21 protein-coding genes and 1 riboswitch are annotated in these 24,309 nt (G+C 60.8%); of the genes, 19 read left to right on the forward strand and 2 right to left on the reverse strand.

Annotated features, from left to right (window positions below):
* Positions 1 to 60: 60 nt before the first annotated feature.
* Positions 61 to 1,101 (forward strand): LacI family DNA-binding transcriptional regulator, encoded by a 1,041-nt coding sequence (locus tag AC06G8_RS07290; protein ID WP_480284866.1) that lies wholly within the window; start codon positions 61 to 63, stop codon positions 1,099 to 1,101.
* Positions 1,102 to 1,112: 11 nt separating this feature from the next.
* Positions 1,113 to 3,350, forward strand: a complete 2,238-nt coding sequence (locus AC06G8_RS07295; protein ID WP_480284867.1) for an alpha-galactosidase — start codon at positions 1,113 to 1,115, stop codon at positions 3,348 to 3,350.
* A gap of 174 nt (positions 3,351 to 3,524) precedes the next feature.
* Here AC06G8_RS07295 and asd read toward each other — a convergent pair whose 3' ends face one another.
* Positions 3,525 to 4,313 (reverse strand): archaetidylserine decarboxylase, encoded by a 789-nt coding sequence (gene asd, locus AC06G8_RS07300; RefSeq protein ID WP_480284868.1) that lies wholly within the window; start codon positions 4,311 to 4,313, stop codon positions 3,525 to 3,527.
* A 143-nt stretch (positions 4,314 to 4,456) separates the two neighbouring features.
* Positions 4,457 to 5,248 (reverse strand): tryptophan-rich sensory protein, encoded by a 792-nt coding sequence (locus tag AC06G8_RS07305; RefSeq protein WP_480284869.1) that lies wholly within the window; start codon positions 5,246 to 5,248, stop codon positions 4,457 to 4,459.
* A 295-nt stretch (positions 5,249 to 5,543) separates the two neighbouring features.
* On the opposite strand from AC06G8_RS07305, the gene AC06G8_RS07310 reads away from it, so the two are divergent.
* The 17 genes from AC06G8_RS07310 (at position 5,544) to AC06G8_RS07390 (ending at position 24,282) form a co-directional block, all read left to right on the forward strand.
* Positions 5,544 to 6,692 (forward strand): glycosyltransferase family 4 protein, encoded by a 1,149-nt coding sequence (locus tag AC06G8_RS07310; RefSeq protein WP_480284870.1) that lies wholly within the window; start codon positions 5,544 to 5,546, stop codon positions 6,690 to 6,692.
* A 134-nt stretch (positions 6,693 to 6,826) separates the two neighbouring features.
* The gene (locus AC06G8_RS07315; RefSeq protein WP_480284871.1) at positions 6,827 to 8,119 is read left to right on the forward strand and encodes a M48 family metallopeptidase; all 1,293 of its coding nucleotides are present in this window, start codon (positions 6,827 to 6,829) and stop codon (positions 8,117 to 8,119) included.
* Positions 8,120 to 8,220: 101 nt separating this feature from the next.
* Positions 8,221 to 8,325, forward strand: a riboswitch (TPP riboswitch).
* Positions 8,326 to 8,587: 262 nt separating this feature from the next.
* Positions 8,588 to 10,348, forward strand: coding sequence for a phosphomethylpyrimidine synthase ThiC (gene thiC, locus AC06G8_RS07320; protein WP_480284872.1), 1,761 nt, complete (start codon positions 8,588 to 8,590; stop codon positions 10,346 to 10,348).
* On the forward strand, positions 10,341 to 11,558 hold the full coding sequence (locus AC06G8_RS07325) for a ThiF family adenylyltransferase (protein ID WP_480284873.1): 1,218 nt from the start codon (positions 10,341 to 10,343) through the stop codon (positions 11,556 to 11,558). The genes thiC and AC06G8_RS07325 overlap by 8 nt, the downstream gene beginning before the upstream one ends.
* The gene (gene thiE / locus AC06G8_RS07330) at positions 11,545 to 12,426 is read left to right on the forward strand and encodes a thiamine phosphate synthase (protein WP_480284874.1); all 882 of its coding nucleotides are present in this window, start codon (positions 11,545 to 11,547) and stop codon (positions 12,424 to 12,426) included. The genes AC06G8_RS07325 and thiE overlap by 14 nt, the downstream gene beginning before the upstream one ends.
* A gap of 177 nt (positions 12,427 to 12,603) precedes the next feature.
* Positions 12,604 to 13,410 (forward strand): thiazole synthase, encoded by an 807-nt coding sequence (locus AC06G8_RS07335; RefSeq protein ID WP_480284875.1) that lies wholly within the window; start codon positions 12,604 to 12,606, stop codon positions 13,408 to 13,410.
* Positions 13,407 to 14,597, forward strand: a complete 1,191-nt coding sequence (thiO, locus tag AC06G8_RS07340) for a glycine oxidase ThiO (RefSeq protein WP_480284876.1) — start codon at positions 13,407 to 13,409, stop codon at positions 14,595 to 14,597. The genes AC06G8_RS07335 and thiO overlap by 4 nt, the downstream gene beginning before the upstream one ends.
* On the forward strand, positions 14,591 to 15,454 hold the full coding sequence (thiD, locus tag AC06G8_RS07345; RefSeq protein ID WP_480284877.1) for a bifunctional hydroxymethylpyrimidine kinase/phosphomethylpyrimidine kinase: 864 nt from the start codon (positions 14,591 to 14,593) through the stop codon (positions 15,452 to 15,454). The genes thiO and thiD overlap by 7 nt, the downstream gene beginning before the upstream one ends.
* An 89-nt stretch (positions 15,455 to 15,543) precedes the next feature.
* Positions 15,544 to 16,302, forward strand: a complete 759-nt coding sequence (locus tag AC06G8_RS07350) for a WIAG-tail domain (protein WP_480284878.1) — start codon at positions 15,544 to 15,546, stop codon at positions 16,300 to 16,302.
* A 658-nt stretch (positions 16,303 to 16,960) separates the two neighbouring features.
* The gene (locus tag AC06G8_RS07355; protein WP_480284879.1) at positions 16,961 to 17,839 is read left to right on the forward strand and encodes a glycosyltransferase family 2 protein; all 879 of its coding nucleotides are present in this window, start codon (positions 16,961 to 16,963) and stop codon (positions 17,837 to 17,839) included.
* Positions 17,836 to 18,804 carry a hypothetical protein gene (locus AC06G8_RS07360; protein WP_480284880.1) on the forward strand — a complete coding sequence of 323 codons (969 nt, stop codon included), beginning with the start codon at positions 17,836 to 17,838 and terminating at the stop codon, positions 18,802 to 18,804. Before AC06G8_RS07355 ends, AC06G8_RS07360 begins: the two co-directional genes overlap by 4 nt.
* Before the next feature lie 37 nt (positions 18,805 to 18,841).
* Positions 18,842 to 19,573, forward strand: a complete 732-nt coding sequence (locus AC06G8_RS07365) for a sugar phosphate nucleotidyltransferase (RefSeq protein ID WP_480284881.1) — start codon at positions 18,842 to 18,844, stop codon at positions 19,571 to 19,573.
* Between the two features lie 52 nt (positions 19,574 to 19,625).
* On the forward strand, positions 19,626 to 21,065 hold the full coding sequence (locus AC06G8_RS07370; protein ID WP_480284882.1) for a glycosyltransferase family 2 protein: 1,440 nt from the start codon (positions 19,626 to 19,628) through the stop codon (positions 21,063 to 21,065).
* Positions 21,066 to 21,114: 49 nt separating this feature from the next.
* Entirely contained in the window at positions 21,115 to 21,441 is a 327-nt protein-coding gene (locus tag AC06G8_RS07375; protein ID WP_447662174.1) for a hypothetical protein, read from the forward strand.
* Between the two features lie 263 nt (positions 21,442 to 21,704).
* The gene (locus tag AC06G8_RS07380; RefSeq protein WP_447662173.1) at positions 21,705 to 22,805 is read left to right on the forward strand and encodes a CgeB family protein; all 1,101 of its coding nucleotides are present in this window, start codon (positions 21,705 to 21,707) and stop codon (positions 22,803 to 22,805) included.
* A gap of 37 nt (positions 22,806 to 22,842) precedes the next feature.
* Positions 22,843 to 24,030, forward strand: a complete 1,188-nt coding sequence (locus AC06G8_RS07385; RefSeq protein WP_480284883.1) for a CgeB family protein — start codon at positions 22,843 to 22,845, stop codon at positions 24,028 to 24,030.
* A 33-nt stretch (positions 24,031 to 24,063) separates the two neighbouring features.
* Positions 24,064 to 24,282, forward strand: a complete 219-nt coding sequence (locus AC06G8_RS07390; RefSeq protein WP_447662171.1) for a hypothetical protein — start codon at positions 24,064 to 24,066, stop codon at positions 24,280 to 24,282.
* Positions 24,283 to 24,309: the final 27 nt, after the last annotated feature.

Consider the following 24,309-nt stretch of genomic DNA (forward strand, 5'->3'; position numbering starts at 1 on the left):
TCTTTGGTAAAGTATTGAGTAAACATTTACTAAAAATTTTACTAAAAGCGATGTGCGTTTATGGCCACTCTAAAAGAAATTGCCGACGAAGCAAAGGTATCCGCCGCCACCGTATCCCGAGTGCTGAACTACGACGCTAAGCTTTCCGTAAGCGAAGAGACACGGCAGCGCATCTTTGCCGCCGCCGAAAAGCTGCGCTACAAGCCGCGCCAGATGAAGAAGATCCGGGAGGAGTCGACAGCGTCCAAGAAGCGGCTGGGACTGCTGCTGACATTATCTGCGGATGACGAGCAGCAGGATTCCTATTTCTCGCTCATCCGCAAAGGAATGGAGCTGCGCACGGAGGAGCTGGGCTTGCCGCAGCCTGTCGTCCAGCGTTATACCGGCGGAGAAGAGCCGGATCTATCCGGAGTCGACGGCTGGATCGCGGCAGGCAGCTTCATGCCGGAGGATCTGGAACGCCTCCTTCCTCCAGGAGTTCCGCTGGTCCTCGTCAACAATCACTTCGACGACGGCAGGCATGACAGCGTCCGGCTGAATTTTGAAGGAGCCGTCAATGGCGTGCTGGAGCATCTTCTGGGGCTTGGCCGCGACAGGATCGGCCTGCTGGCGGGAGAAGAGTACCCGGTCCGCATGAGCGCATGCCCGGAGCCGCGTGTTCTCCATGACTTCCGGAGAGTCCAGTTCGAACGGACGATGAAGGAAAAGGGGCTGCTGCGCCAGGAGTGGATTCGGACGGCAGCATGGAGCCCGGCCGGCGGTTATGCGGCGATGCAAAGCCTGCTGGATTCGGGGGAGCGGCCCACAGCCTGCTTTGCGAGCAGCGATCCGATCGCAGTGGGAGCACTGAAGGCTCTGCAGGAACGCGGAATCCGGGTGCCGGAGGAGATGGCGCTCGTCGGCTTCAACGACATGGACATATCGGGGTATCTCCAGCCCCCTCTGACGACCGTCCAGGCCTTCCCGGAAGAGATCGGCCGCTCCGCTGTCCATCTGCTTCTCGATCGTCTCGGAGGCAGGGAGGCTTCCTTGCAGCTTATGGTCAATACCCGCCTCATCATCCGCGAAAGCTGCGGAGCAGCGGCCAAATCAATTCAATAGGGGATGTTCTCATGCCGGCAATCTACCATGAAAAGGAACAAGTCTTTCATTTATACTCCAGCAAAATGAGCTATGTCATTCAAATAGTGAACGGCTATCCTCTCCATCTGTATTGGGGCCGCCGTCTGCGGGACGAAGCGGGATTCGAGAGCATGCTGAGCAGGGTCGAGAGAGCTTCCTTCTCCCCGACTCCGTTCCCGGAGGACCGGACGATTTCCCTGGACGCGCTGCCTCAGGAATATCCCCAGTACGGAACGGGCGACTTCCGCGCTCCGGCCTACCAGGTGCAGCTAGAAGACGGGACCCGGATCACGGAGCTGCGCTACGATTCGTACACGATCTCCAAGGGCAAGCCTGGTTTGGAGGGGCTGCCTGCCGTCTATGCCGAATCGGACGATGAAGCCGATACGCTGGAGCTGGTCTTGCGCGATGACTATTCCGGGCTCAGCGTCATTCTCTCCTACACCGTATTCAAGGATGCCGGCATTCTGGCCCGCTCATCCCGGCTCCAGCTGGATCCGTCCGCCCGTCCCCTCAAGATTCTCCGGGCGCTCAGCGCCAGCGTCGATTTCCATGAGCAGGACTATGAGCTGGTTTACTTGTCCGGCGCGTGGACAAGGGAGCGGCATGTCGTCCGCAGGCCCGTCGCGGCCGGGGCTACGTCCCTGGAAAGCCGCCGCGGGTCGAGCTCCCATCAGCAGAACCCGTTCGCCGCTCTTGTCCGGGCGGATACGGGGGAAGAGCAGGGAGAAGCCTATGGCTTCAGCCTCGTCTACAGCGGCAGCTTCCTGGCGGGAGCGGAAGTGGATCAATTCGGCATGACCCGGGTAAGCATCGGCATCAATCCGTTTGATTTCTCCTGGCGGCTGGAGCCCGGCGAGAGCTTCCAGACGCCTGAGGCGATCATGGTCTATTCCTCCGAAGGACTCGGCGGGATGTCCCGGGCCTACCACCGCCTGTACCGCACCCGTCTCTGCCGCGGCAAGTTCCGCGATCAGCCGCGCCCGATTCTCGTCAACAATTGGGAGGCGACCTACTTCAACTTCAATGCGGAAAAGATCGAGGCGATCGCGAAAGCGGGGAGCGAGCTTGGCATCGAGCTGTTCGTGCTCGACGACGGCTGGTTCGGCAAGCGGGACAGCGACAACAGCTCGCTGGGCGATTGGGTCGTGGACCGCGCCAAGCTCCCGGACGGCCTGGAGGATCTCGTCCGCCGCGTCAACGGCAACGGCATGCAGTTCGGCCTTTGGTTCGAGCCGGAGATGGTATCCCCGGCCAGCGAGCTGTATAAGGCTCATCCGGACTGGTGCCTTCATGCCGAGGGCCGCAGACGCACGGAAGGTCGCTCTCAGCTCATTCTCGACCTGTCCCGCCAGGATGTGAGGGATTACCTGTTCGATGCCATCAGCGGCATTCTGGGAAGCTGTCCGATCACCTATGTCAAATGGGACATGAACCGCAACATGACGGAGATCGGCTCCGCGCTCATGGAAGCGGAAGGGCAGATGGAAGTCGCCCACCGCTATATGCTCGGCTTGTATGAGCTGCTGGAGCGGATCGTAGCCGCCTTCCCGGACGTTCTGTTCGAGAGCTGCTCCGGAGGAGGAGGCCGCTTCGACCCCGGCATGCTCTATTACATGCCGCAGACGTGGACGAGCGACGATACGGATGCGGTCGAGCGCCTCAAAATCCAGTACGGCACGAGCATTGTCTATCCGGTCAGCTCGATCGGCGCGCATGTATCGGATGTGCCCAACCATCAGGTCGGAAGGATGGCTTCGCTGGAAATGCGCGGCGACGTGGCGATGTCGGGCAACTTCGGCTATGAGCTCGATCTGACCAAATTCGGCGAGCAGGAAAAAGAGATCGTGAAGAGACAGGTTGCCGCTTACAAGGAGCTGCGGAGCCTGATTCAGTCTGGCGACCTTTACCGGCTGAAGAGTCCGTTCCAAGGCAACGAGACGGCCTGGATGATGGTGTCGGAGGACCGGCGCGAAGCGGCCGTATTCTGGTTCCGGACGCTGGCGGAGCCGAATGCTCCGCTGCGCAGGCTGCGGCTGGCCGGACTCGATCCGGAGGCCTCCTACCGGATGGAGGAGCTGAAGACGGCGGGCGCCGAGCCGCCCGCTGCCAAGCTGCCGGGCACGGAGAAGGCATGGGCCGGAGACCGGCTCATGCATTACGGCATTCCGCTTCCCCAGCTGCATGGCGATTTCAAGAGCATGGTCGTGAAGCTCAAGGCCGAATAGAGTCAAAGCAAAACAAGCCCTGAGCCGGTTTTCCGGATCAGGGCTTGTTTTGGCGATCAGGCCGTATGACTCCAGACAAGAGCCGTCTGCTTCGAGATCGGTTCGTCATTTCTCCGGCTAAAAAAGCCGCCCCCACGGATAAATTCCGTCTCGGGGCGGCTTGGTGCCGTTCGTTCAGGTTGAAACCAGCTTGCCGAGCTGTTCGCCCATCTTGACCTTGAGGCCGACGGCCAGGTCTGTACGGGGCTCGAACGTGCCGTCCTCGAACAACAGGACGACGGTGGAGCCGAACTCGAAGTAGGCCAGCTCGTCGCCGCGCCGGACATCGGCTGTCTGGGGCTCGGTGTACCGGATGCTGCTGACGTTGAGCGCGCCGACCTTGACGATGGCGATCTCGCCGCCATTGTGGGTCATGTACGTCACGAGCCGCTCGTTGCGGCTCAGCACGCGGCGCATCCTCGTTAGGCCGAATTCGTTCACCGGATACACGCGTCCAGGCAGATGCTCCCGCTCCACGATGACGCCGTCGGCCGGCACATGGATGCGGTGATAATCGGTCGGGCTCAAATAAAGAACCGTATAATAGCCGTTGCGATAATTCTGGATGCGGGGCGAGCCGTTGAGCAGCTCCTCGACCGTATAGTCCTGCCCCTTGATGCCCAGCATCGTGCCGTCCTGGATCGGACCGGCTCCCGTCACGAGGGCGTCGACCGGGCTTACCGCCATGTCGGCGGTATCGTTCACAGGGCGCATGCCGGGCTTCAGCCTGCGGGTGAAAAACTCATTCAATGTCGCATAGTCTTGGATTGCTCGCTCCGCTTCTTCGGTACGGATGCCGTACGTGCGGGCAAAACGGGGGATAAATCCCCGGCTGGCTCTGGATTTCGCAAAGCTTCCCGTCAGGCGGGAAATCCATTTGCGGGATCCGAGCTCCGTCATATGGCGGAATAACCAGGTCCACATGCCTCCGCTCTTCACGTCCTTTCGCTGTCAGCCATGCGGCGGTCTCAGTCCGCTGCTCTTGCGGACCTATGCCGGCATAGGCCGTCCCGACTAGTGTGCCACATCCGCATGGACAAAGCAATGAAATCGGGCGTATGAGGGAGTTATTTCAACGAATGGAAGCGATATCGGCGGACGGCTTGAAGGACGGCCCACGCCGCGAGGAGAGCGGCAAGAGCCCAGGCCGCCGACGAGACCGCGGCAGGCTGGACGTCCTTCCCGGCGATGCCGATGAAGGCCCATACGAGCACAAGCTCATAATAGGGATCCCGGAAAATCCAGCCGACGGCCAAGCCGAGCGAGGCGGCTGCCCCAAGTCCGATCAGAGCCCAAGCCGCATCTCCCCAGCCGAAGCCGTTCCAATCCAGGCTGTACAGCCAGGTAGAGACGTTGACGATCGTCGCGACGCTGATCCACCCCATGTAGATGCTGAACGGAAGCTGGACCAGCAGCTGTTCGCCTGCCGTCGCACTCGAAGAAGGGCGCTGTGTTTTGGCATAGAGGACGATCAAGGACGCGAGCAGAATCAGCATGATGAGGACGCTGAGCCCGACATGCTCGAAATGCCAGGCGACGATCCAGGCCGAGTTGGCCAGCCCGTTCAGCACGAACCAGAAGCCGATGGACCGGACACTGCTGCGCGAGCTGCCCTGCGGAGTCCATTGGTAGACGATGAACCCGGCCAAGAGCAGGTAGATCAGGCTCCAGATGCTGAACACATATCCCGGCGGCGTGAGCAGAAGCGGGTATTGGTCGGACAGCTCCTTGGTCGTTTTTCCTCCCAGAGGGAGCAGGACGGCGAGAGCGTTCATGACGATCACTAGGGCGAAGGAGAATGTGTTGAGAGCCTTCCATGCTCTGCCCGTTCGGGGCAAGGATGTAGGGGATGCGCTCATGGACTTTCCTCCTTGGCTCAGTTTGATAAACTACAATCTGAATCTGGATTAGGATGACAATATTATACCCGCGGGTATATATTCACCGCATTGAGAACTGCCCAACCATCCCTTGAAAACGATATCAGTCATCCGGTACAGCAGGAAAGCGTTCGGTCTAGGCATTGTAGAGATTTCGTGATGAAGCCTAAAACGGCACGGCTTCTGCCATTGCAGGACGCGTGACCCTTTCGGGTTCGCCATTCGGAGAATATGCTGGAGCAGCAAGCTTTCATGCAGGAAGGGGAGAAGCAAGTTGCAGAAGCTGAAGGTCGCTTTCGTCACTCCGGGTTCCTTCCCCATTCCTTCAGCCGGCAGCAGCTCCGTGGAACGCGTCATCGAGAAGATGGCGCCTCTAGTGGCGGAGCAAGCTGAAGCCCGGATATACGGCCGCTCGGGGGCTGGGCTCGGTGCTGTCGGACAGATCGACGGGGTCCGCTGCGAACGGTTTCCCGCAGGCGACAAATCCGCTTATCTTCGCAGTGTAAGCGGGGCCATCCATAACTTCCGTCCGGATCTCATCGAAGTGGCGAATCGTCCCGGCTATGCGCTCAAGATGAAGCGGAGCCATCCCGATGCGAGAATATGGATCAACCTGCATTCCTCCTCCTTCATTGCACCGAAAGTCATCAGCAGGGATAGGCTGAAGAGGAGCTTTGCGGCTGCGGAAAAAATTATCGTCAACAGCGAATTCCTGCGGGATACGGTGGCAGGCCGGGTTCCCGAGGCCGCGCACAAGCTGAGAGTCGTTCATCTCGGCGTGGACACGGAGCGTTTTCCTTCCCGCTGGGAGCCGGAGGGAGCCGCGCGCAGGGAAGCGCTAAGGCATGAGAGGGGCTGGCAGGACAGGGACGTGCTTCTATTCGTGGGGAGAATTATTCCGCTCAAGGGCGTCCATCATCTGCTGCGCGTCATGCCGAATATCATCGCTCTCCACCCGAATGTGCTGCTCGCTGTCGTCGGAAGCCCTTACTACGGCTCGCATCGGACGACCCGGTACAGCCGTGCGCTGAAGGCGCTCGGCAAGAGGTATCCTCGCCACATCCGGTTCATTCCTTATGTCCCTTATCCGGAAGTGCCGAACTGGTTCCTGGCGGCGGATGCCGCTGTCGTGCCCTCGGGAGCGAGGGAATCGTTCGGACTGGTGAACGTCGAGGCGATGTCCTGCGGCCTGCCGGTCGTGGCGACGAAAGCAGGCGGGATGAAGGAAATCATCGTCGACGGCTGCACCGGATTTCTCGTGGAGCCGGACCGGCTAGAGACGGAGCTGAAGGCCCGGCTGCTTCAGCTGCTGCTGGATCCGGGGCTTCGCGAGGAGATGGGACGCCGGGGGCGCGAGCGGGTCATGGCCGAGTTCACCTGGGAGGCTACGGCTGCCCGGTGGGGAGGGTTGCTGGAGGAATAGATTCACAGCCTTGAACGTTAGTTGGCCAAGGCTGTTTTTTGCTGATTAATTAATCTACCAGATTGGAAAGAAAGTTGATATAATGGTTATTATTGGGAATTTAAATAAGGATGACCGGAGAAAGCAGGAACAGAATGAATTCGTTGTCTTTAAATGGCTTGGACAGACAAGCTACGATATCGTGTCCGCGATGTGGTAAAAATGTGCCCTGCGATCAGCAATTCCAGTCGTGGTGCGAATGCGGCTGGAATATAGAACCGCGCACGCCTGATATGAGAGATCGATTTTCACGGTTATACCGCAAGCTGGGCGTGAGGCAAGGCGAACAGATGCTTGAAGAGGTCAAATACTCGATCAGCAACGGAGACTGGCGGGACAAGCTTAAAGCGAATCTGCTGTTATATTTGGTTGCGACAATAATTCATCTGGTCTCGCTCTCCATGTTCATAAGCGGAGTTTGGCTTATCGTTGCATACCATTCCAATCATTGGTTTCCTACGGCAATAGGCATGTTGATGGTAGCCATACAGATCATTACCGTTCCTCGCTTGGGTAGCGTCGATAAGAAAGGCCTGATCTCCCGCGAAGACTATCCGACTCTATATAGAGTCGTTGATGCAGTCTCGGATTCATTAGGCACTTCGCGCGTATATGGCGTGCAGATCAATGAAGAATTCAATGCATCCTTTACACAGCTCGGCTGGAGAGGTCGTAAAGTCATTACGCTGGGTCTCCCGTTATTCGCTATCTGCAGCCCTCAAGAAAAAATAGCACTAATTGCGCATGAAACGGCTCATGGAGCCAATCATGATGTCACGCGCAATCGGTATGTTTGGAGTGCCTATATCGCTGCGGAGCAATGGTACTACTTTTTCACTCCGGCTCGGGGAGCGACTCAAGAAGGCTATATGGCCATTTTATATCTTTTATCGGATATTCTGATGAAAGCATTGTCGTTCATACCATGGACGATTGCACGTCTGGTGCTCGTATTGCTGCATCTCAACAAGCAGCGCAGCGAATATTATGCCGACTATCTTGGCGTGAAAGTCAGCGGCGAGCAAGCCATGATTGGGCTGCTGGAAAAATTGCATTACGACAGTCCGTTCGAGAGCTGCTTGCATCGTTTTATTTTCTCTCGGCAGGCCGAAGACTTCATCACGGAGTGGAAAGCTTATGCGGAACAAATTCCTGTACGAGAGCTTGAACGCATCCGCCATGTCGTAAGGGCTGAAGGTTCAAGACTTGATTTTACGCATCCGCCAACCCCGTACCGAATTGACTTTTTGCAGCATTTGAAAGGTTCGTATCCGCTGCTAACATTGTCGAAGTCGGAGCATGAACAATTAGTTCGAGAATTAGAGCAGATGCATGGCTCGGTCTATCGGAATCTGGAGGAGAATTTCAACTCGAGGCTTTACTATTAATGAAATATTTGAGTTATCGAGATAAATCGGGATCCTACCTTCTTGTTCTCAGAATCGACGAGGTTGACAACTTCCACCACCCCGGCTTATAGTCATACCAAGATATCCACTAGGGGCGCCCGCACGGGCTGAGATAAAGCGCAAGCTTTGGTCCCTTCGAACCTGATCTGGGTCATGCCAGCGTAGGAAAGTGGTCGAACATGCCTTTTATTTGGCTTGTGCCTCTTTTCGCCGCTTCCAGACCGGAGGCGGCTTTTTGCCGTCCTCCGGCGGGAGGCGGCGGAGGAATAGGCGCACCCAATCTGCTTGCCGCAATCTGCCGATGAAGGCGGAAGCGGCCAGTAGAGTGTCCCGGACAGCCTGCGTTTTTTGGCGCAGACCATCGGGAACTAAAGGCATGACCGGCATTTCCAAGCGTGCAGCCCCCTGGCGGATATCATAATCCGTTAAGGGGGCTTTTGATTTTCCATGGCCATACATACCGAGCCGCTGCCGGGCAGCCGCAAAGTCTACATGCAGGGAAGCCGGGAGGATATCCGGGTTCCGATGAGGGAAATCTCGCTCTCGGACAGCGAGGTGGGCGGAGAGTCCATTCCCAATGCGCCTCTGAGAATCTATGACGCAAGCGGTCCTTACACGGACACCGATTACGAGGCGGATGTCTCGAGAGGCTTGCCGCCCATGCGAAGAGGCTGGATCGCAGAGAGGGCAGACACGGAGGCCTATCAGGGCCGGATCGTCCAGCCCGAGGACAACGGATTCTCCGACGCCGGCAATGCCGCCGAGAGGGGAGCGGATATTTTCCCGCCATCCGGCAGGCTGCCGCTGAGAGCTCTCGCAGGGGGCAACATCACCCAGCTGCATTACGCAAGGCAGGGCATCGTAACCCCCGAGATGGAGTTCATCGCCCTGAGGGAGGGGATGGAAGCGGAATTCGTACGCTCCGAAGTCGCGGCGGGAAGAGCGGTCATTCCGGCCAACGTCAACCATCCCGAGAGCGAGCCGATGATCATCGGGCGGCATTTCCACGTGAAGATCAACGCCAACATCGGCAACTCCGCCGTGACCTCCTCGATCGAGGAGGAGGTGGAGAAGATGACGTGGGCGACCCGCTGGGGAGCCGATACGATCATGGATCTGTCCACCGGCAAGAACATCCATACGACGAGAGAATGGATCATCCGCAACTCTCCGGTTCCGGTCGGGACCGTGCCGATCTATCAGGCGCTGGAAAAGGTGAACGGCAAAGTGGAGGACCTCAGCTGGGAGGTGTTCCGCGATACGCTGATCGAGCAGGCCGAGCAGGGGGTCGATTATTTCACCATCCATGCCGGCGTGCTGCTCCGATATGTGCCGCTGACAGCGAAGCGCGTTACGGGCATCGTCAGCCGGGGAGGGTCCATCATGGCGGCCTGGTGCCTCGCCCATCATAGGGAGAACTTCCTGTATACGCATTTCGAGGATATATGCGAAATCATGAAAGCCTACGACGTGACCTTCTCGCTCGGCGACGGGCTGAGGCCGGGGTCGATCGCGGACGCCAACGACGAGGCGCAGTTCGCGGAGCTGGACACGCTCGGCGAGCTGACGAAAATCGCCTGGAAGCATGACGTGCAGGTCATGATCGAAGGTCCCGGCCATGTTCCGATGCATCTGATCAAGGAAAATATGGACCGCCAGCTCGCCGTCTGCGACGAGGCTCCCTTCTACACGCTCGGTCCGCTCACGACGGACATCGCGCCGGGCTATGACCATATTACGAGCGCGATCGGGGCGGCGATGATCGGCTGGTTCGGCACGGCGATGCTCTGTTATGTGACACCCAAGGAGCATCTGGGACTGCCGAACCGGGAGGACGTGAAGGAAGGCGTCATCACGTACAAGATCGCCGCGCACGCCGCCGATCTCGCCAAGGGCCATCCGCAGGCCCGAAAGCGCGACGACGCTCTGTCCAAGGCCAGATTCGAATTCCGCTGGCGCGATCAGTTCCATCTGTCGCTGGATCCCGAGCGGGCGATGGGCTACCACGACGAGACGCTACCTGCGGAAGGCGCCAAGAGCGCGCATTTCTGCTCCATGTGCGGGCCGAAGTTCTGCAGCATGAGGATCACGCAGGACATTCGGGATTACGCGGAGAGGGAAGGGCTGGATACGGCGGAGGCGATCGAGGCGGGCATGAAGGAGCAGGCGGAGGCGTTCAAGGCCGGAGGCGGCAGCATCTATGCTTGATCCGGCGGCAACAAGCCGATTCGAGGCGCAAGACGCCATTCAGGAACGGTATTCCCGGCAAATCCGCTTCGCTCCCATCGGCTGGAAAGGGCAGCGGCGGATCGGCCAGGCCGTCGTGCTTGTCGCCGGCACCGGCTCGCTCGGAGCTTCGCTGGCGCAGCATATGGCTCGGGCAGGGGTAGGCGAGCTGCGGCTTGCCGACCGCGACTACGTGGAATTCAGCAATCTGCAGCGGCAGATGCTGTTCGACGAAGAGGATGCGCGGCTGGCGCTTCCCAAGGCGGAGGCCGCCGCACGGAAGCTGAGGCGGATCAACGGCATGGTTGAGCTCAAGGCGTTTGCCGCCGATTTCATGGCTCCCGGTCTGCTGGAGAAGATCGCGGGCGGGTGCGATCTGGTGCTTGACGGTACGGACAATGCCGCGGCCAGGCTTGTACTGAGCGATTACTGCTTCCGTGCCGGCATTCCGTTCCTGTACGGCGGCGTCGCCGGGGCGGCCGGGATGAGCGCTCCGCTCATTCCCGGCGCGACCTGCTGCCTGCGCTGCCTCATCGGCGGCGAGGAGGAGCAGGAGAGCGGACAGACCTGCGAGACGGCGGGCATGATCTCGCCGGCCGTGGAGATGGTCGCCGCGCTGCAGGCGGCTGAAGCGCTCAAGTGGCTGGCAGGCGATAGGGAAGGAATGCGCCGCACGCTCGTCTCTGCCTCTGTGTGGCCATACGCGATGCGCGAGACGAAGCTGCCCGGACCGTCAAGGCTCTGCACGATTTGCGGCTGCGCAAGAGCGGTGCAGGAACGGAGCGGGGAAGGGACACGTCCGGGAACGCAGGATGCTTGGCGGGAGGGTGATGAAGCGGATTCTCTATGGGGAACAGGGCGAGAGTTCCTTCCGAAAGCAGCCTCGGAAGCAGCCGGAAGCAGCCGCCGCCAGCACACAGCCGTTCTGTGCGGCCGGGATACGTTCCAGCTGCAGCTGGAGCCTGCCGAACCCGGAAGGTATGAGAAGAGGCTGGAGAGGCTGGGCTGCCGGCTGACGCTCAATCCTTATCTGCTGCGGGCAGTGCTCCCGGACAACGGGAAGCTCGTTGTGTTCCCGGACGGCAGAGTGCTTGCGCAAGGCGCAGCGGACGCTGACACGGCTTGGGAATGGTGTCGTCATTATTTGGGCGCGGAAGCGCCGGAGAGAGAGGCCAAGGATGAAGAAGCTTGAGTTCAGCCTGTACGTCATTACGGGCGAGAGCTGCCATCCCGGAAGAAGGCTGGAGGATGTAATGCGGGAGACGCTTGAAGGAGGAGCGGATATCCTGCAGCTGCGGGACAAAAAAGCTTCGCTGCGGGAGCTGGGAGAAAAAGCGGGGATGCTGCGCAGGCTTACGAGGGAGTACGGAGTGCCGTTCATCGTGAACGACCATCCTCTGCTCGCGCTTGAAGCCGAGGCCGACGGCGTTCATCTCGGGCAGGACGATATGTCCATCGCCGATGCGAGGGAGCTGCTCGGTGCGGAACGGATCGTCGGCATCAGCACCCACAGCCTGGAGCAGGCCATGAAGGCCGAGACGGCTGGCGCCGACTATATCGGAGTCGGGCCGGTGTACCCGACGGCGACCAAGCCGGGCCGGGCGGCGGTCACGCTGGATTACGTCCGCCAGGCGGCCCGTCATGTGCGCATCCCATGGACAGCCATCGGCGGCATCCATCCCGGCAATGCGGGCGAGGTGCTCGCCGCGGGGGCGAGGAGGCTGTGCGCCGTCTCCGCGGTTGTCGGCAGCTCCGATCCCGCAGCTGTCTGCCGCGAGCTGCGGAGCCTGATCGCTGCCGCAAGCGAAGCTGCAGCCGGTCTGACCGACTCATCTGGAGCTGCTTCCCTTCCGGGCAATCCGCTTCGGCTCACATTGAACGGCAAGGAAATCCTAACGCACTCATCGACGCTTCAGGAGCTGGTCGAGTCCCACGGCCTATCCGGCCAGAGGATTGTCGCCGAAGCGGATGGAATCATCCTGGCGCGTGGGGATTGGAGCCGCCATCGGCTGGCGGATGGAATGAAGATCGAGCTGGTCCACTTTGTAGGGGGAGGCTGAATGATGGAAGATGAAATGAGGGCTCAAGCAGCGGCTCAAGCAGGGTCTCGAACAGGGTCTCAAACAGAGGCTCAAACAGAGTCCCGAACCGAGTATCGAACCGAAGCTCAAACCGATTATCCAGCCGCTGTCCAAACAGCTGGCCATGCGAAGCTTCAGCCGGAGCGGGAGCTGGACATGGATACCTGGACAGTGGGAGAGACACAGCTCTCTTCGCGATTTTTCCTCGGAACGGGCCGCTTCCCGAGCCCGGCCGTCATGCAGCAGGCGCTGCGGGCAAGCGGTGCGGAGGTCATTACGTTCGCCGTCCGCCGCGTCAATCTGGAGCAGCCTGAGGACGATTCGATCCTGCAGCATCTGCCCGAAGAAAAGTTGATCTACCTTCCCAATACGTCGGGCGCAGGCAATGCGGACGAGGCGGTGAGGATCGCGCGCCTGGCCAGAGCGGCCGGGCTTGGCAGCTGGATCAAGGTGGAGATCAGCGCGGATCCGCGCACGCTGCTGCCCGATCCTCTGGAGACGCTGAGAGCGACGGATAGGCTTGCGGCCGAAGGCTTCACGGTGCTGCCTTACATTTCGGACGATCCCGTCCTTTGCCGTCGGCTGGCCGAAGCCGGAGCGGCGGCCGTCATGCCGGGGGGAGCCCCGATCGGGACCGGACTCGGCATCCTGAACCCGTACAACCTCGGGCTGATCGCGGAGGAATCGCCGGTCCCCGTCATCGTGGACGCCGGACTCGGCTCGGCGAAGGACGCCGCTCTGGCGATGGAGCTCGGGGCATCCGCCGTGCTGGCCAATACGCCGGTGGCGCGGGCGGCAGATCCCGTGGCGATGGCCGAAGCGATGGCGCTCGCGATCCGCGCCGGCCGGTTGGCCAGGCTCGCCGGCCGCATCCCCGCGCTTCCCTATGCCTCCGCGAGCAGCACAGAAGCCGGCGCCCTGTACCCGCGCCAAGCCGATCGCTCGGGAGCGTGGAGGCAGTGAGGGAAAGGGTGCTCATCCTCGGAGGCGGCATCATCGGGCTGAGCTGCGCTTACGAGGCGGCAAGAGACGGAAACCGCGAGGTGACGATCATCGACAAGGGCGGCTTCGGCGGGCAGGCAACGGGAGCGGCGGCGGGCATGCTGGCACCGTACTCGGAAAATGCCGAGCAGCCGGATGCTTTCTTCCATCTGTGCGCCGACAGCCTGCTCCGTTATCCGGATTGGGCGGCAGACATCGAGGAAGCCAGCGGCATGAAGGTCGGGCTCAAGCGCACCGGCAGCGTCGGCGTCGCTTACCATGAAGCGGATCTGCTCCCGCTGCGCTCGAGGCTGGACTGGCAGCGGGCGGCCGGCAGCGGAGCCGAGCTGCTGAGCGCCGCCGAGCTGGCCCGTCTGGAGCCGCTGCTCGCGCGGGGAGCGGCGGGCGGCATCTACACGCCGTCCGAAGCCCACGTCGAGGCGCCCCGCCTCGCTGCGGCGCTGACGGAGGCTTGCAGGCTGGCCGGAATCAGGATGATAAGCGGAGCCGGCAGCCTGCGGGAGCTTGCCTTGAGGACAACCGGTTCCGGGGAGCGGTCCGTCGCTCTCGCGACAGATTATTCCGGAGAACACGAGGCTGACAAGCTGCTGATCTGCACGGGCGCCTGGTCCGGGGAATTCGAGCGGATGTTGGGCTTGCCGGAGTCCATCCATCCGATTCGCGGTCAGATCTGTGCCTTCGATGTGCCTGACGGAGCGGTCAGGCATATGGTGTTTTCGAGTCAGGCCTACTGGGTCGGCAAGTCGGGGAACGCCCTCGTATGCGGCGCTTCTGAGGATGTCGCCGGATTCGACGCTTCGGTCACGGAGAAGGGAATCGGGCGGCTGGAGCGGTGGAGCAGCCGGATCTTCCCTTTCCTTGAAGGCGCCCGTCCCAAGCTGCGCTGGGCCGGGCTGAGGCCGGCCACCCGCGACGGGCGTCCGCTGATCGGCGCCTTGAGCGGCCATCCTCAGGTCATCGTGGCGACCGGCCATTACCGCAACGGCATTCTGCTTGCTCCTGCGACCGCTGCGGCCGTAACGGAGCTGCTGGATGGAACGAAGCCGGAGCGGATCGCCTCCTTCTCCCCGGAACGGTTCGCCGCTGCGACCAGGGGCGGTGCGGAGGCGGGCCGAAGCATTTCTGTCAGGGAGGAATTCCTTTGCTAGAGACTGCTATCGGGCAAGGCAGCGGGCTGCGGGGAGGCCGAATCCGCAAAGTGCTGACGATAGCAGGCTCGGATTCCGGAGGAGGCGCTGGCATTCAAGCGGATCTGAAGACGTTCCAGGAGCTCGGCACATTCGGCATGAGCGTCATCACCGCGGTGACGGCGCAGAATACGGTCGGCGTGCACGGAGTCTACCCCCTTTCGGTTGAAGCGGTAGAGGCTCAGCTCGACGCCGTCATGGGCGATATCGGAGCCGACGCCGTCAAGACGGGCATGCTGTTCTCGTCGGACATCATCCATGCGGCAGCTTCCAGGCTGGAGAAGGTCGAGGCCCTCAAGCTCGTGGTGGATCCCGTCATGATCTCCAAGCATGGCTCCCGGCTGCTGCGGGAGGATGCGGCTGAGGCGCTTCGTCTGCGGCTGCTGCCTCTGGCGGAGGTCGTTACGCCCAATATTCCGGAAGCCTGCGCCTTGCTCGGTCTGAAGGAGAGGGAGATAGGAAGCCTCGAGGCGATGAAGGACGCTTCCAAGGAAATGCTGAGATTCGGGTGCAGGCATGTCTTTCTAAAAGGAGGCCATCTGGCCGGGGCGGAAGCGGCCGCCGACGTTCTCCTGTCAGCCTCTCTTCCGAATCACCCGGTCGTGCTGACAGCTTCGCGCATTCCGACTATGCATACGCATGGCACCGGCTGCACGATCGCCTCCGCGCTTGCCGCTCTGCTCGCAAGAGGCCTGGACATGGAGGCGGCGGCGAGGGAGGCCAAGGCATTCACGCTTGCGGCGATTGCATCGGGCGGACCGCTCGGAGCGGGCACGGGCGCGCTCTGGCATGCAGCTTGGCGCAGCGGGGACAGCTGAGTTTGCGGACTGCTTGCAACGTCATGGTATCCGCCTGCCGGGCAGCCGCATAGGATAACAGTACTATGCTTTGGTGGAGGAGCTTGACGATGAAGACGAACGGTAGGCCCGCAAAGGGCAGCAAACCTTATGTACCCGGCGGGGCGCCGCTCGCGCCGAAAGCCAGGAGTCAGCAGGGAGGCAAAGGCAAGCAATCTTCGAGGCCTTTATACCACTATGACAATCCGAACATATCGGAAATCGACTGGCTGGACAACATTCCCGCCCCTGTCCGCGTCCCGTTGGAGGCCAAGGAAGGCGGCGTCCCCAAAGTCAAGCTTCACACCGTTGCTCCGGAGAGCGTCTCGAACACTCTGCTCTGGGACGGAAAGGAACCGGAAGCTGAATTCCCATCAGAGGCAGACGCCGCACTGTCGAGTTGCGGGGATCAGCCGGAGGAGCTTGCCGGATATGACGTGAGCGAGATCCGATACAGCTCGGCGCTGTCCGTCCGCGCTCCGGGCACAGCGCGGCTGCTGCCGCGGCAGGCGTTAACCGCAGACGTCGGGCCAGCCTCCCGCGATGACGGAGCAGGGGAGTCCATGAAGGGAGCTGGCGTGCAGCATGGAACGATCCCGTTCGCTTTCCGGGACCGCGCCAGGATCGACCTGATCATTCCGCTGCAGACTCCGTTCATGGACAGCGGGTATTCGTTCGTCTGCTCCCTCGACGTTCCCCATTGCCACGCTGTCGTGCGCGCCAAGCTGACGGCAGAGGCGGTAGTCACCCTCATCCGTACCCAGGAAGAGGGCAATGCCCGGGGCCGAATCGATTGGATCGCCGCCGGCAGGCTGCCGGAAGGGACCTGAACGCGGTCGGACGGAGCCGTCCCAGCTGCCCGCTAATCGGATAGAGAGGCAGAGGCAATCGAGATGGGGCCGGGAACCGTAGGATAGAATGAAGGATAAAATGAAGGATAGAACGAAGGATTAAACCCAAGGAATGGAACGAAGGATTAAACCGAAGGATTAGAACGAAGGATAGAACAAAGAAATTGAAACAAGAGGAATGGATCGAATCGATAGATTTCAAAGGAATATATTGCATGAATCAATGAATCAATGAATCAATGAATCCATGAATCAATGAATCCATGAATCAATGAATCCATGAATCATTGGAACGATGGATTTATGGATCTATGAATGGATAAATGGATAGATGGACGAACTGACGGATGGATAAATGGATGGATCAATCGAACCATAAATCAATAAAAGAATAAGATGGGCTGCTGGCAGAGCTGCGCGGGTGTCATCTCGGGATGACACGGCGCAGCTCTTTTTTTCCATTCCTCCCCGGTGATCCCGCCTGTACAAATGCCGTGCCATCGTTCCTGCTCTCTCATAAGCTGGCAAGTAGTGAGGTGAAAAGATGAGATACGCACGCTCGAGAAGCAAAGGCGGACGTCGGGAGGGGGCAGGAGCCCCGCGAGGGAATGAAGGTGCCGGGAGATCTGGCAGCTTCGTGGCTAAGGTCCGGGCTGCCGGTACGGGCAAGGGCAGAAATGGACGCCGATCGGCAGGCAAGCTTCCAGCTTCCGGCCCGACTTCCGCATTCGAAGCGGAAGCCCGCGATTCAGACGGCGCACCGCCGTTCCTGTCGGTCATTATTCCGGTCATGAATGAACGGCGCACGATCGTCGCCGTGTTGAAGCAGGCTGCGAGAATCCATCCGCACACCGAGTTGATCGTCGTCGCCAACGGTTCCACAGACGGATCCGCGGAAGCAGCCGAACGCTGCGGAGCCAAGGTTATCCGATACCTAAGTCCTCTCGGACATGATGTCGGACGCGCCATAGGCGCCCGTGCCGCCCAAGGGGAGGTCCTCCTTTTCTTGGATGGGGATATGGTATTGTCCGCCGCCAGGCTGCGGCCGTTCGTCGATGTCATTGCCCGCGGCGGAGCGGATGTCGCCTTGAACGATTACTCCGGTCCTGTCGATACATCCCAGGTTCATCCCGTCGTGCTTGCGAAGCATGCCCTCAACGAGATGCTTGGCCGGCCGGATCTTAAAGGAACCTCGCTCACCGCCGTTCCCCACGCGATGTCGAGGCGCGCATTGTCGGTTATCGGATCGAAATCGCTGCTCGTTCCGCCTCTTGCCCACGCCAAGGCGGCAGCGGGGGGACTGAGGATCGTCCTGCCGATCCGGGTCGATGTCGGCCGCCGCAACCGGCGGCGCCGCGAGCGCGAGCGGCTGAGGCCGCTTCACCGTCTTATAATCGGGGATCATCTCGAAGCGATCGCCTGGCTGTCGAGGCAGGCTGCGTCCGAAGAAGCAGCTCCTGTCCTTCCTGAGCCCGACGGTGCGGAGAATACCGAACATGGAGGAGGGACGGAATGATGCAGGGCGGCAGGACCGTCCGCTCAGGGGCGGGAGAACAGGACGGCAGAGGGACCGGACAAGGAAGGACCGGCAGGGCAAAGACAGCCGGCAACGGCAGGAGCAGAAGCCCGAAGGGAAAAGGCTATCGCAGCAGCAGCAAAGCCAATCGAACCAGCTATCGCAGCAGCAGCAAAAGCGCGGTCTTTCCCGGCTGGAAGCCGTTCTCCGCCGCTGCGGTCGTGGCCGGGAGCGACGCCGGGCAGCTGGCTGAAGCTGCGGAGATCATGCGGCAGAGAGGGTTCAGCCCGGTCATCGAGATGCTCTACGGAGCAGGCAGCCGAGTTGGCGGATCCATGGCGGCTGAAGCTTCGGACCGATCCGACGATGCCGTACGCCATCTCCATCCCGATGCCCGTCATGTCCACGAAGCGCTGGCGGCAGGTTCCGTCCATGCTGCCGCCTCGGAGACGGATGCCGTCCTGTATGCGGATGCCGGGCTCGGAGCCGACACGCTTGCCCGGCTTCCGGTGCACGCTCTGGTTGCGAAAGCCGCTTCCTCCCTCCGGCCTTGCGCTGCGGTTCCGTCAAGCACAAGCGGCGCTATCCCGTTCTCGCGCTGGAGCCGGTCCATGGTTCTGAGCGCCTTCATGCACTGGTCGCTCGGAGGAGAGTCGCGCAGCTTCGCGTCGATGGAGCGGGCCGTATTCGCCCTGAACCGCAAAGCCTTGGCGCTGCTTGAAGGAGATGCTCTTGCCGATCCGGCCGAAGCTTTGGCGACGCTGCTGGCGGCCGGGGGGACGGCTGCCTCGGTAACGGCGCCAGCAGCCGCAGCGGGAGGCACGCGCGAATGGACGCCGCTTCCGGACGAGGGCGCCCGCTACGCCCAAGCCGTTCTACGGATTCTGGAAGCGAAAGGCGAGCCAAGATCAGCCTTCCCGGATTACGACCGCCGCCGCGATGTCGCGGAGAGAGAATCTGATTAGCTCATTTGCTTGAAAGAAGAGAAGGAGTGAACGTCTGTTGAAAGCCATTCTGCTTGCAGGGGGAAACGGCACCCGGCTGATGCCGCTGACGGGACTGATGAACAAACACTTGCTCCCGGTATACAACTATCCCATGATCCACTACGCGGTGCAGACGCTCGCGGCGGCGGGAGCGGATGAAATTCTCCTCGTTACGGGACGCAGCTCGGCGGGAATGTTCATCGAGTATTTCGGCAGCGGCCGCGGTCACGGGGCATCGATAACCTATCTCATCCAGGAGGAGGCCGGGGGCATTGCCCAGGCTCTTGAACTGGCGAAGCCTTATGTCGGCAAGGAAGAGAAGTTCCTGATGCTGCTTGGCGACAATCTGGCCGACGACTCCCTCGAGCCTTACGTGGAGGCTTACAGGAATGAGCCTGCCGGAAGCGCGATGGTTCTGCTCAAGGAAGTTCCCGATCCGGAAAGGTACGGGGTGCCGGTATTCGATGAAGGCGGAAAGATACTCCGGATCGAGGAGAAGCCGGCTGCTCCCGCTTGCAGCTACGGCGTGACCGGCATTTATTTCTACGACGGGAGCGTCTTTGATGTCGTCTCCGCGATCGCTCCTTCTGGAAGAGGGGAGCTTGAAATCACCGACGTCAACAATGTCTATGCGGCCGCGGGCAAGCTGACGCATGCGATGCTGCAGGGCTGGTGGGCGGATGCCGGAACGTTCGACTCTCTCCTGGAGGCAGCCCTGCACAAGAAGGATGGAGAGGGACAGGAATGAGGGCCATTTCCCGGAGCGTCTTCCCGAACGGGGCCAAGGAGGCCGCAGCTCCATGAGCGTGCGGCGCCGCGCTTCGAGAGCCGCTCCTTCAGCCGCATCGGATGCGATGAAAATGGTCCCGGCAATAGCGGCAAATGCGGCGGATGCGCCAGAGGCGCCAGAGGCGGCGCCGCAGCCGCGCGCTCCCGGATGGCAGGAAGGCTACGAGCGCGGCTTCGAGGCCGGGAAGGCAGCCTTGGGACAGCCATGGCCGGGCACGAGCATCATCATTCCGACCTACAACAAGCGGGACTACCTGGTCCGCTGCCTGAACAGCATCCTGAGGCATACGCCGGAGTCATACGAAATCATTGTCGTGGACAATGCCTCGGCGGACGGGACGGCTGCCATGCTGGAGAAATATTCGCTGATGCTAGGCGCGGGCAAGCTCCGCTTCCGGGTCATGGACCGCAATCTCGGCTTTGCGGGAGCGGTCAACCGCGGCCTCATGATGGCCAGAGGCGACAGGCTGCTGCTGCTCAACAACGACACGCTTGTGACGGAGCGCTGGCTGGATAACCTGACGGCCTGCCTGGAACGAAGTCCCTCCGCCGGCATCGTCGGTCCCGTCACCAACTTCATCAGCGGCAGCCAGCTCGTGAAGGTTCCCTATCGTTCGATCAGGGGGATGGATGCCTGGGCGCGAGGCCGCAACAAGCCGAATCCGCGGCGCTGGAAAGAGACGGAGAGACTGACCGGATTCTGCATGCTGATGCGCCGCTCATTATTGGAGGCGGTCGGGTACTTCGACGAGGGCTATCAGATCGGGAACTACGAGGACGATGATCTCTGCCTTCGCGCGAGGCTGCTGAACCTGCGGCTGTACATTGCGGGAGACTGCTTCATCCATCATTTCGGCAGTATAACGGTGCGCGAGGAAGCCCGCATGACGGCCCTGACCGACCGCAACCGGCTCTTTTACAAAACCAAATGGGAGGATCCGGCGGGCGTTCTTCCGGCGTCGTCGGCGAAGGACATGGAGCAGGCGAAGCCGGCGGGAGAGGCGTCCTTCTATCCCGGCGGAGTCGCTGCGGAAGGAGCCGACGGAACGGTCTGGTGGCTGGAAAGGGGAGCTCGCTGGAAGATCGAGGGTGGCTGGGAGCTGCCTTCCGTCCGCTTGGGAAGGCCGGTGCTGAGCCGATACCGCCTGGCTGCGGCATCGATCGCTTCCAGCATCGCGGCTTCACGCTGGAGAAACGAGAAGTCTGCTCCGTCTCTGCCGCTGGACGAGGAGGCTGCAAGCAGCGATTTTCCACCCCCTTATGCGGCATTGCTGAATGGCTCGCTTGCTTATGTGGAAGAGGGGCGGTGCAGGACCGTTCTCAACCCGGCGGCCGCGGAGCGCTGGGGGCTTCATCTTAAGCCCCGGCTGCCTGATGCGGACGCCGCTGCGGCGCTGCTTCCTGCCGGGCGGCCTATTATTGCTCCCCCTCTGCTGTACCAACGTCTATGAAATGAGCCAGCCCGGCAAGGACTCGCAAGGATTCAAAGGAGGATATTCCATGAAGTCAAAAAGCAGCGCCGTGAGAAAACGGCTTCCGTCCGCAACACTCGGGCTGCGAAAAAAAGCAGCCGGAGCGAAAAAAGGAAAGTCCGGACCAAGGAAGAAGGCTCGTCCCGTCAGTCGCTCGGCGGCAAAACGGCCTCGCCGCCGGAAGGCGGCAGCGCGGCGCCGAGCCGTCCATTCGTTCGCGGATCCGACGATTATGGAGGGAAGCCCCGCTTTCAAGGCCGGATTCCAGCAGACGTACACAGAGGGGTATCAGGCTGGCTTCGGCATGGGCTATGAAGAGGGATTGCAATTCGCCTATGAAACCCAGCCCAGCTGACCCGAAAGCTTCAAAGCCGCCGTCCGGCGGCTTTTTTTTTCGGCCATCGACTCGCTTCAAGCGGCTCCCGTCCGACAATTCGGGCATTCATCCGTTGAGGCAGCCGATTGAAGGGGATGCAGCCCGCTTTGACTCCGCCGGCATTCATTCTGCTAATCTTAGTCATCCGCCATTTTTGGCGGCGCGAGGACAAGAGACCAAGTAGACAGCGGCCTCCGGACATATAGTAGGAACAGAGCAAGGTCAAGAAGGGGGCATTCGGCATGCCAAGCCATGTACCGCAGACGGTTGAAGCGGGAAGGCAGGAGGGACATCGGATCGGATTGGAAGAAGGCCGCCGGGACGGCGCCTGCCAGGCTGCAGCATCCGCCGCGCGGGTATGGACGCCCGGGGCGAGGAGAACCATGAGCGTCATGTACGTCCCGCAAGGGTTTCCGGCGATCGACCAAGGGGTGCAGGAAGCGCTGGCGATGCACGCCGGCTCGGTTGCTGTAAGCAGTCCCGGCACCATGTTCGTAGACGCCGAGAGGCTCAGGCCGGATCTGGTGCTCGTCATGAACGGCTTGCACGTGTTTCCGGCCGACCAGCCTTCGCAGATCGCCGCGATCCGGAATCTAGGCATACCGGCCGCCATCTGGTTCGCGGACGATCCCTATTTTACGAGGGAAACGAGCAGCCTGGCGTTCTGCTACGACCACGTCTTCACTCACGACCTCGAGGCGGTCGATTTCTATCGCCGTCTGGGACATCCGCAAGTTCATTACGCGCCTCTCGGCGTGAATACGGGAGTGTATCATGCCAAGCCGGTCCCGCGGAATTACCGCAGCGACGTATGCTTCATCGGCCAAGGCTTCTGGAACCGCATCAGGCTGCTGGATCGGGTGCTGCCGCAGCTGCAAGGGCTTAGAGTCGTCATCGCAGGCGGAGAGTGGGAGCGTCTGAGCACAAGAGCGCGCAGAAGCTGCCAGCTGATTCCCGGCTGGATGCCGATCGAGGAGACGGTGAACTACTACAACGGCGCCCGGATCGTCCTGAACATCCACCGGACGACGGAACCGGGGGTCGACAACCACAATGACCACGGTCTGCGCGGCGCCTCCATCAATCCAAGGACGTATGAAATTTCCGCCTGCGGAACGCTGCAGATGACCGATATCCGCGACGACCTCGGCCGTTATTACGTGCCGGGACAGGAGCTGGACACCTTTGGCGACGGAGGCGAGCTGGTCGGCAAAATACGGCATTATCTTCTTCATGAAGACCTGCGCAGAGCCGTCTCCGTGAAAGGGATGCTGCGCACGCTTCAGGAACACACTTTCGCCCGCCGCGTCGGAGATCTTCTGGATCTGCTCCCCCTGGGCTGACGGCCGGAGAGCTGCTATCAAAAGAGGAGGACTAAAGTTGGCAGTTAAATCCCTGCGCAAGGGCAGGCGCGCAGCCAAACATGCGCCTTCCCGCGCAAGCAAGAAGCGCGTCCTGCAACCTATTGCCCCGTTGCTCCCGAATCCGGAGCTGGAAAGGGGCAGGGCAGCAGGCTTCGCGACGGGACAGAAGCATGGCCGCTGGTTCGGCAAATGCGAGGCCGGCCTATCCCTGGTGAGCTACTCACCCCCCATATTCCCGGTTCATATCATGTTCATCGCTACCGCAAAAGGATATCCGTATTCTCCCCTGGACGCCTCCATTGCCAAATCGCTCCGTTCGATGACGTCCAGGCTCAGCATGAGCGATGCGCTTCAAAATTACGTTCAGCAGGCCGAATCGCTGAGGCCCGACGCGGTCATCTTCCTTGACGGCCTGCACGTTCCGGTCGAGAAGGTCGACGCCGTCCGGGCACTTGGCATCCGGACGGCCGTCTGGTTCACGGATGACCCCTATTACTCCGACATCACCCGCAATCTCGCCCTGCATTACGACTTCGTCTTCACGCTGGAGAAAAACTGCGTCGAGTTCTATCGCAGGCTTGGATGCCCCAACGTCCATTACCTTCCTCTGGGCGTCAATCCCGACGAATTCCGTCCCCGCAATCCCGATCTGTCCCTGCGCAGGGAAATCAGCTTCGTCGGTTCCGCTTATCACAATCGCGTCGATTTCTTCGATCAGATCACTCCTTACCTCGCCACTCGCGATACCACCATCTCTGGTCTCTGGTGGGAGCGGCTGCGCGATTATCCGCTTCTCTCCTCCCGCATTCGGGCGGGCCACTGGATGGGGCCGCTGAAGACAGCGGCGACGTACAACGGAGCCAAGATCGTCATCAACATGCACCGTGCCCATGACGACGAAACGTTCAACAGCAACAGCGAGATGATCACCGCGGTTTCCCCCAATCCCCGCACGTTCGAAATATCCGCCTGCGGCACCCTGCAGCTGACGGACGTCCGGGAAGACCTGCCCAGCTTCTATACGCCGGGAGTGGATATCGCCACCTATTCCTCGCCGCAGGAAATGATCGAGAAGATCGATTATTACCTCCAGCATGAGCAAGAGAGGCAGGACATCGCGCTGCGCTCCATGCACCGGACGATGAAGGAGCATACCTACTCGCACCGGCTGAATTACATGCTGTCGACGATGTTTCCATCCTGATGCGCCGGCTTCCGACCGAAGGGGGTGAAGGAATTGATTTCGAACCCGGCCATCCTGGAGGAAGTCTCCGGAGGCGTCCATAGCTCCGGCATGGAGGGCGGCTCTCGGCTGGAGCGCGGACATCTTTTTGGAGCAGTCCTGCGCGGATACGCTGGAGGAGGCGCGCCGCGGGCTGAGGAGATGAAGATCCGACCAGCGAGATTCTCCTTCGCCTGCTGGGAAGCCGAACGAATCAAACGGGATGAAGCCTAGCAGAAATCGGCTTCATCCCGTTTTTTT

This window comes from Paenibacillus sp. SJS-P3 (assembly GCF_056711585.1).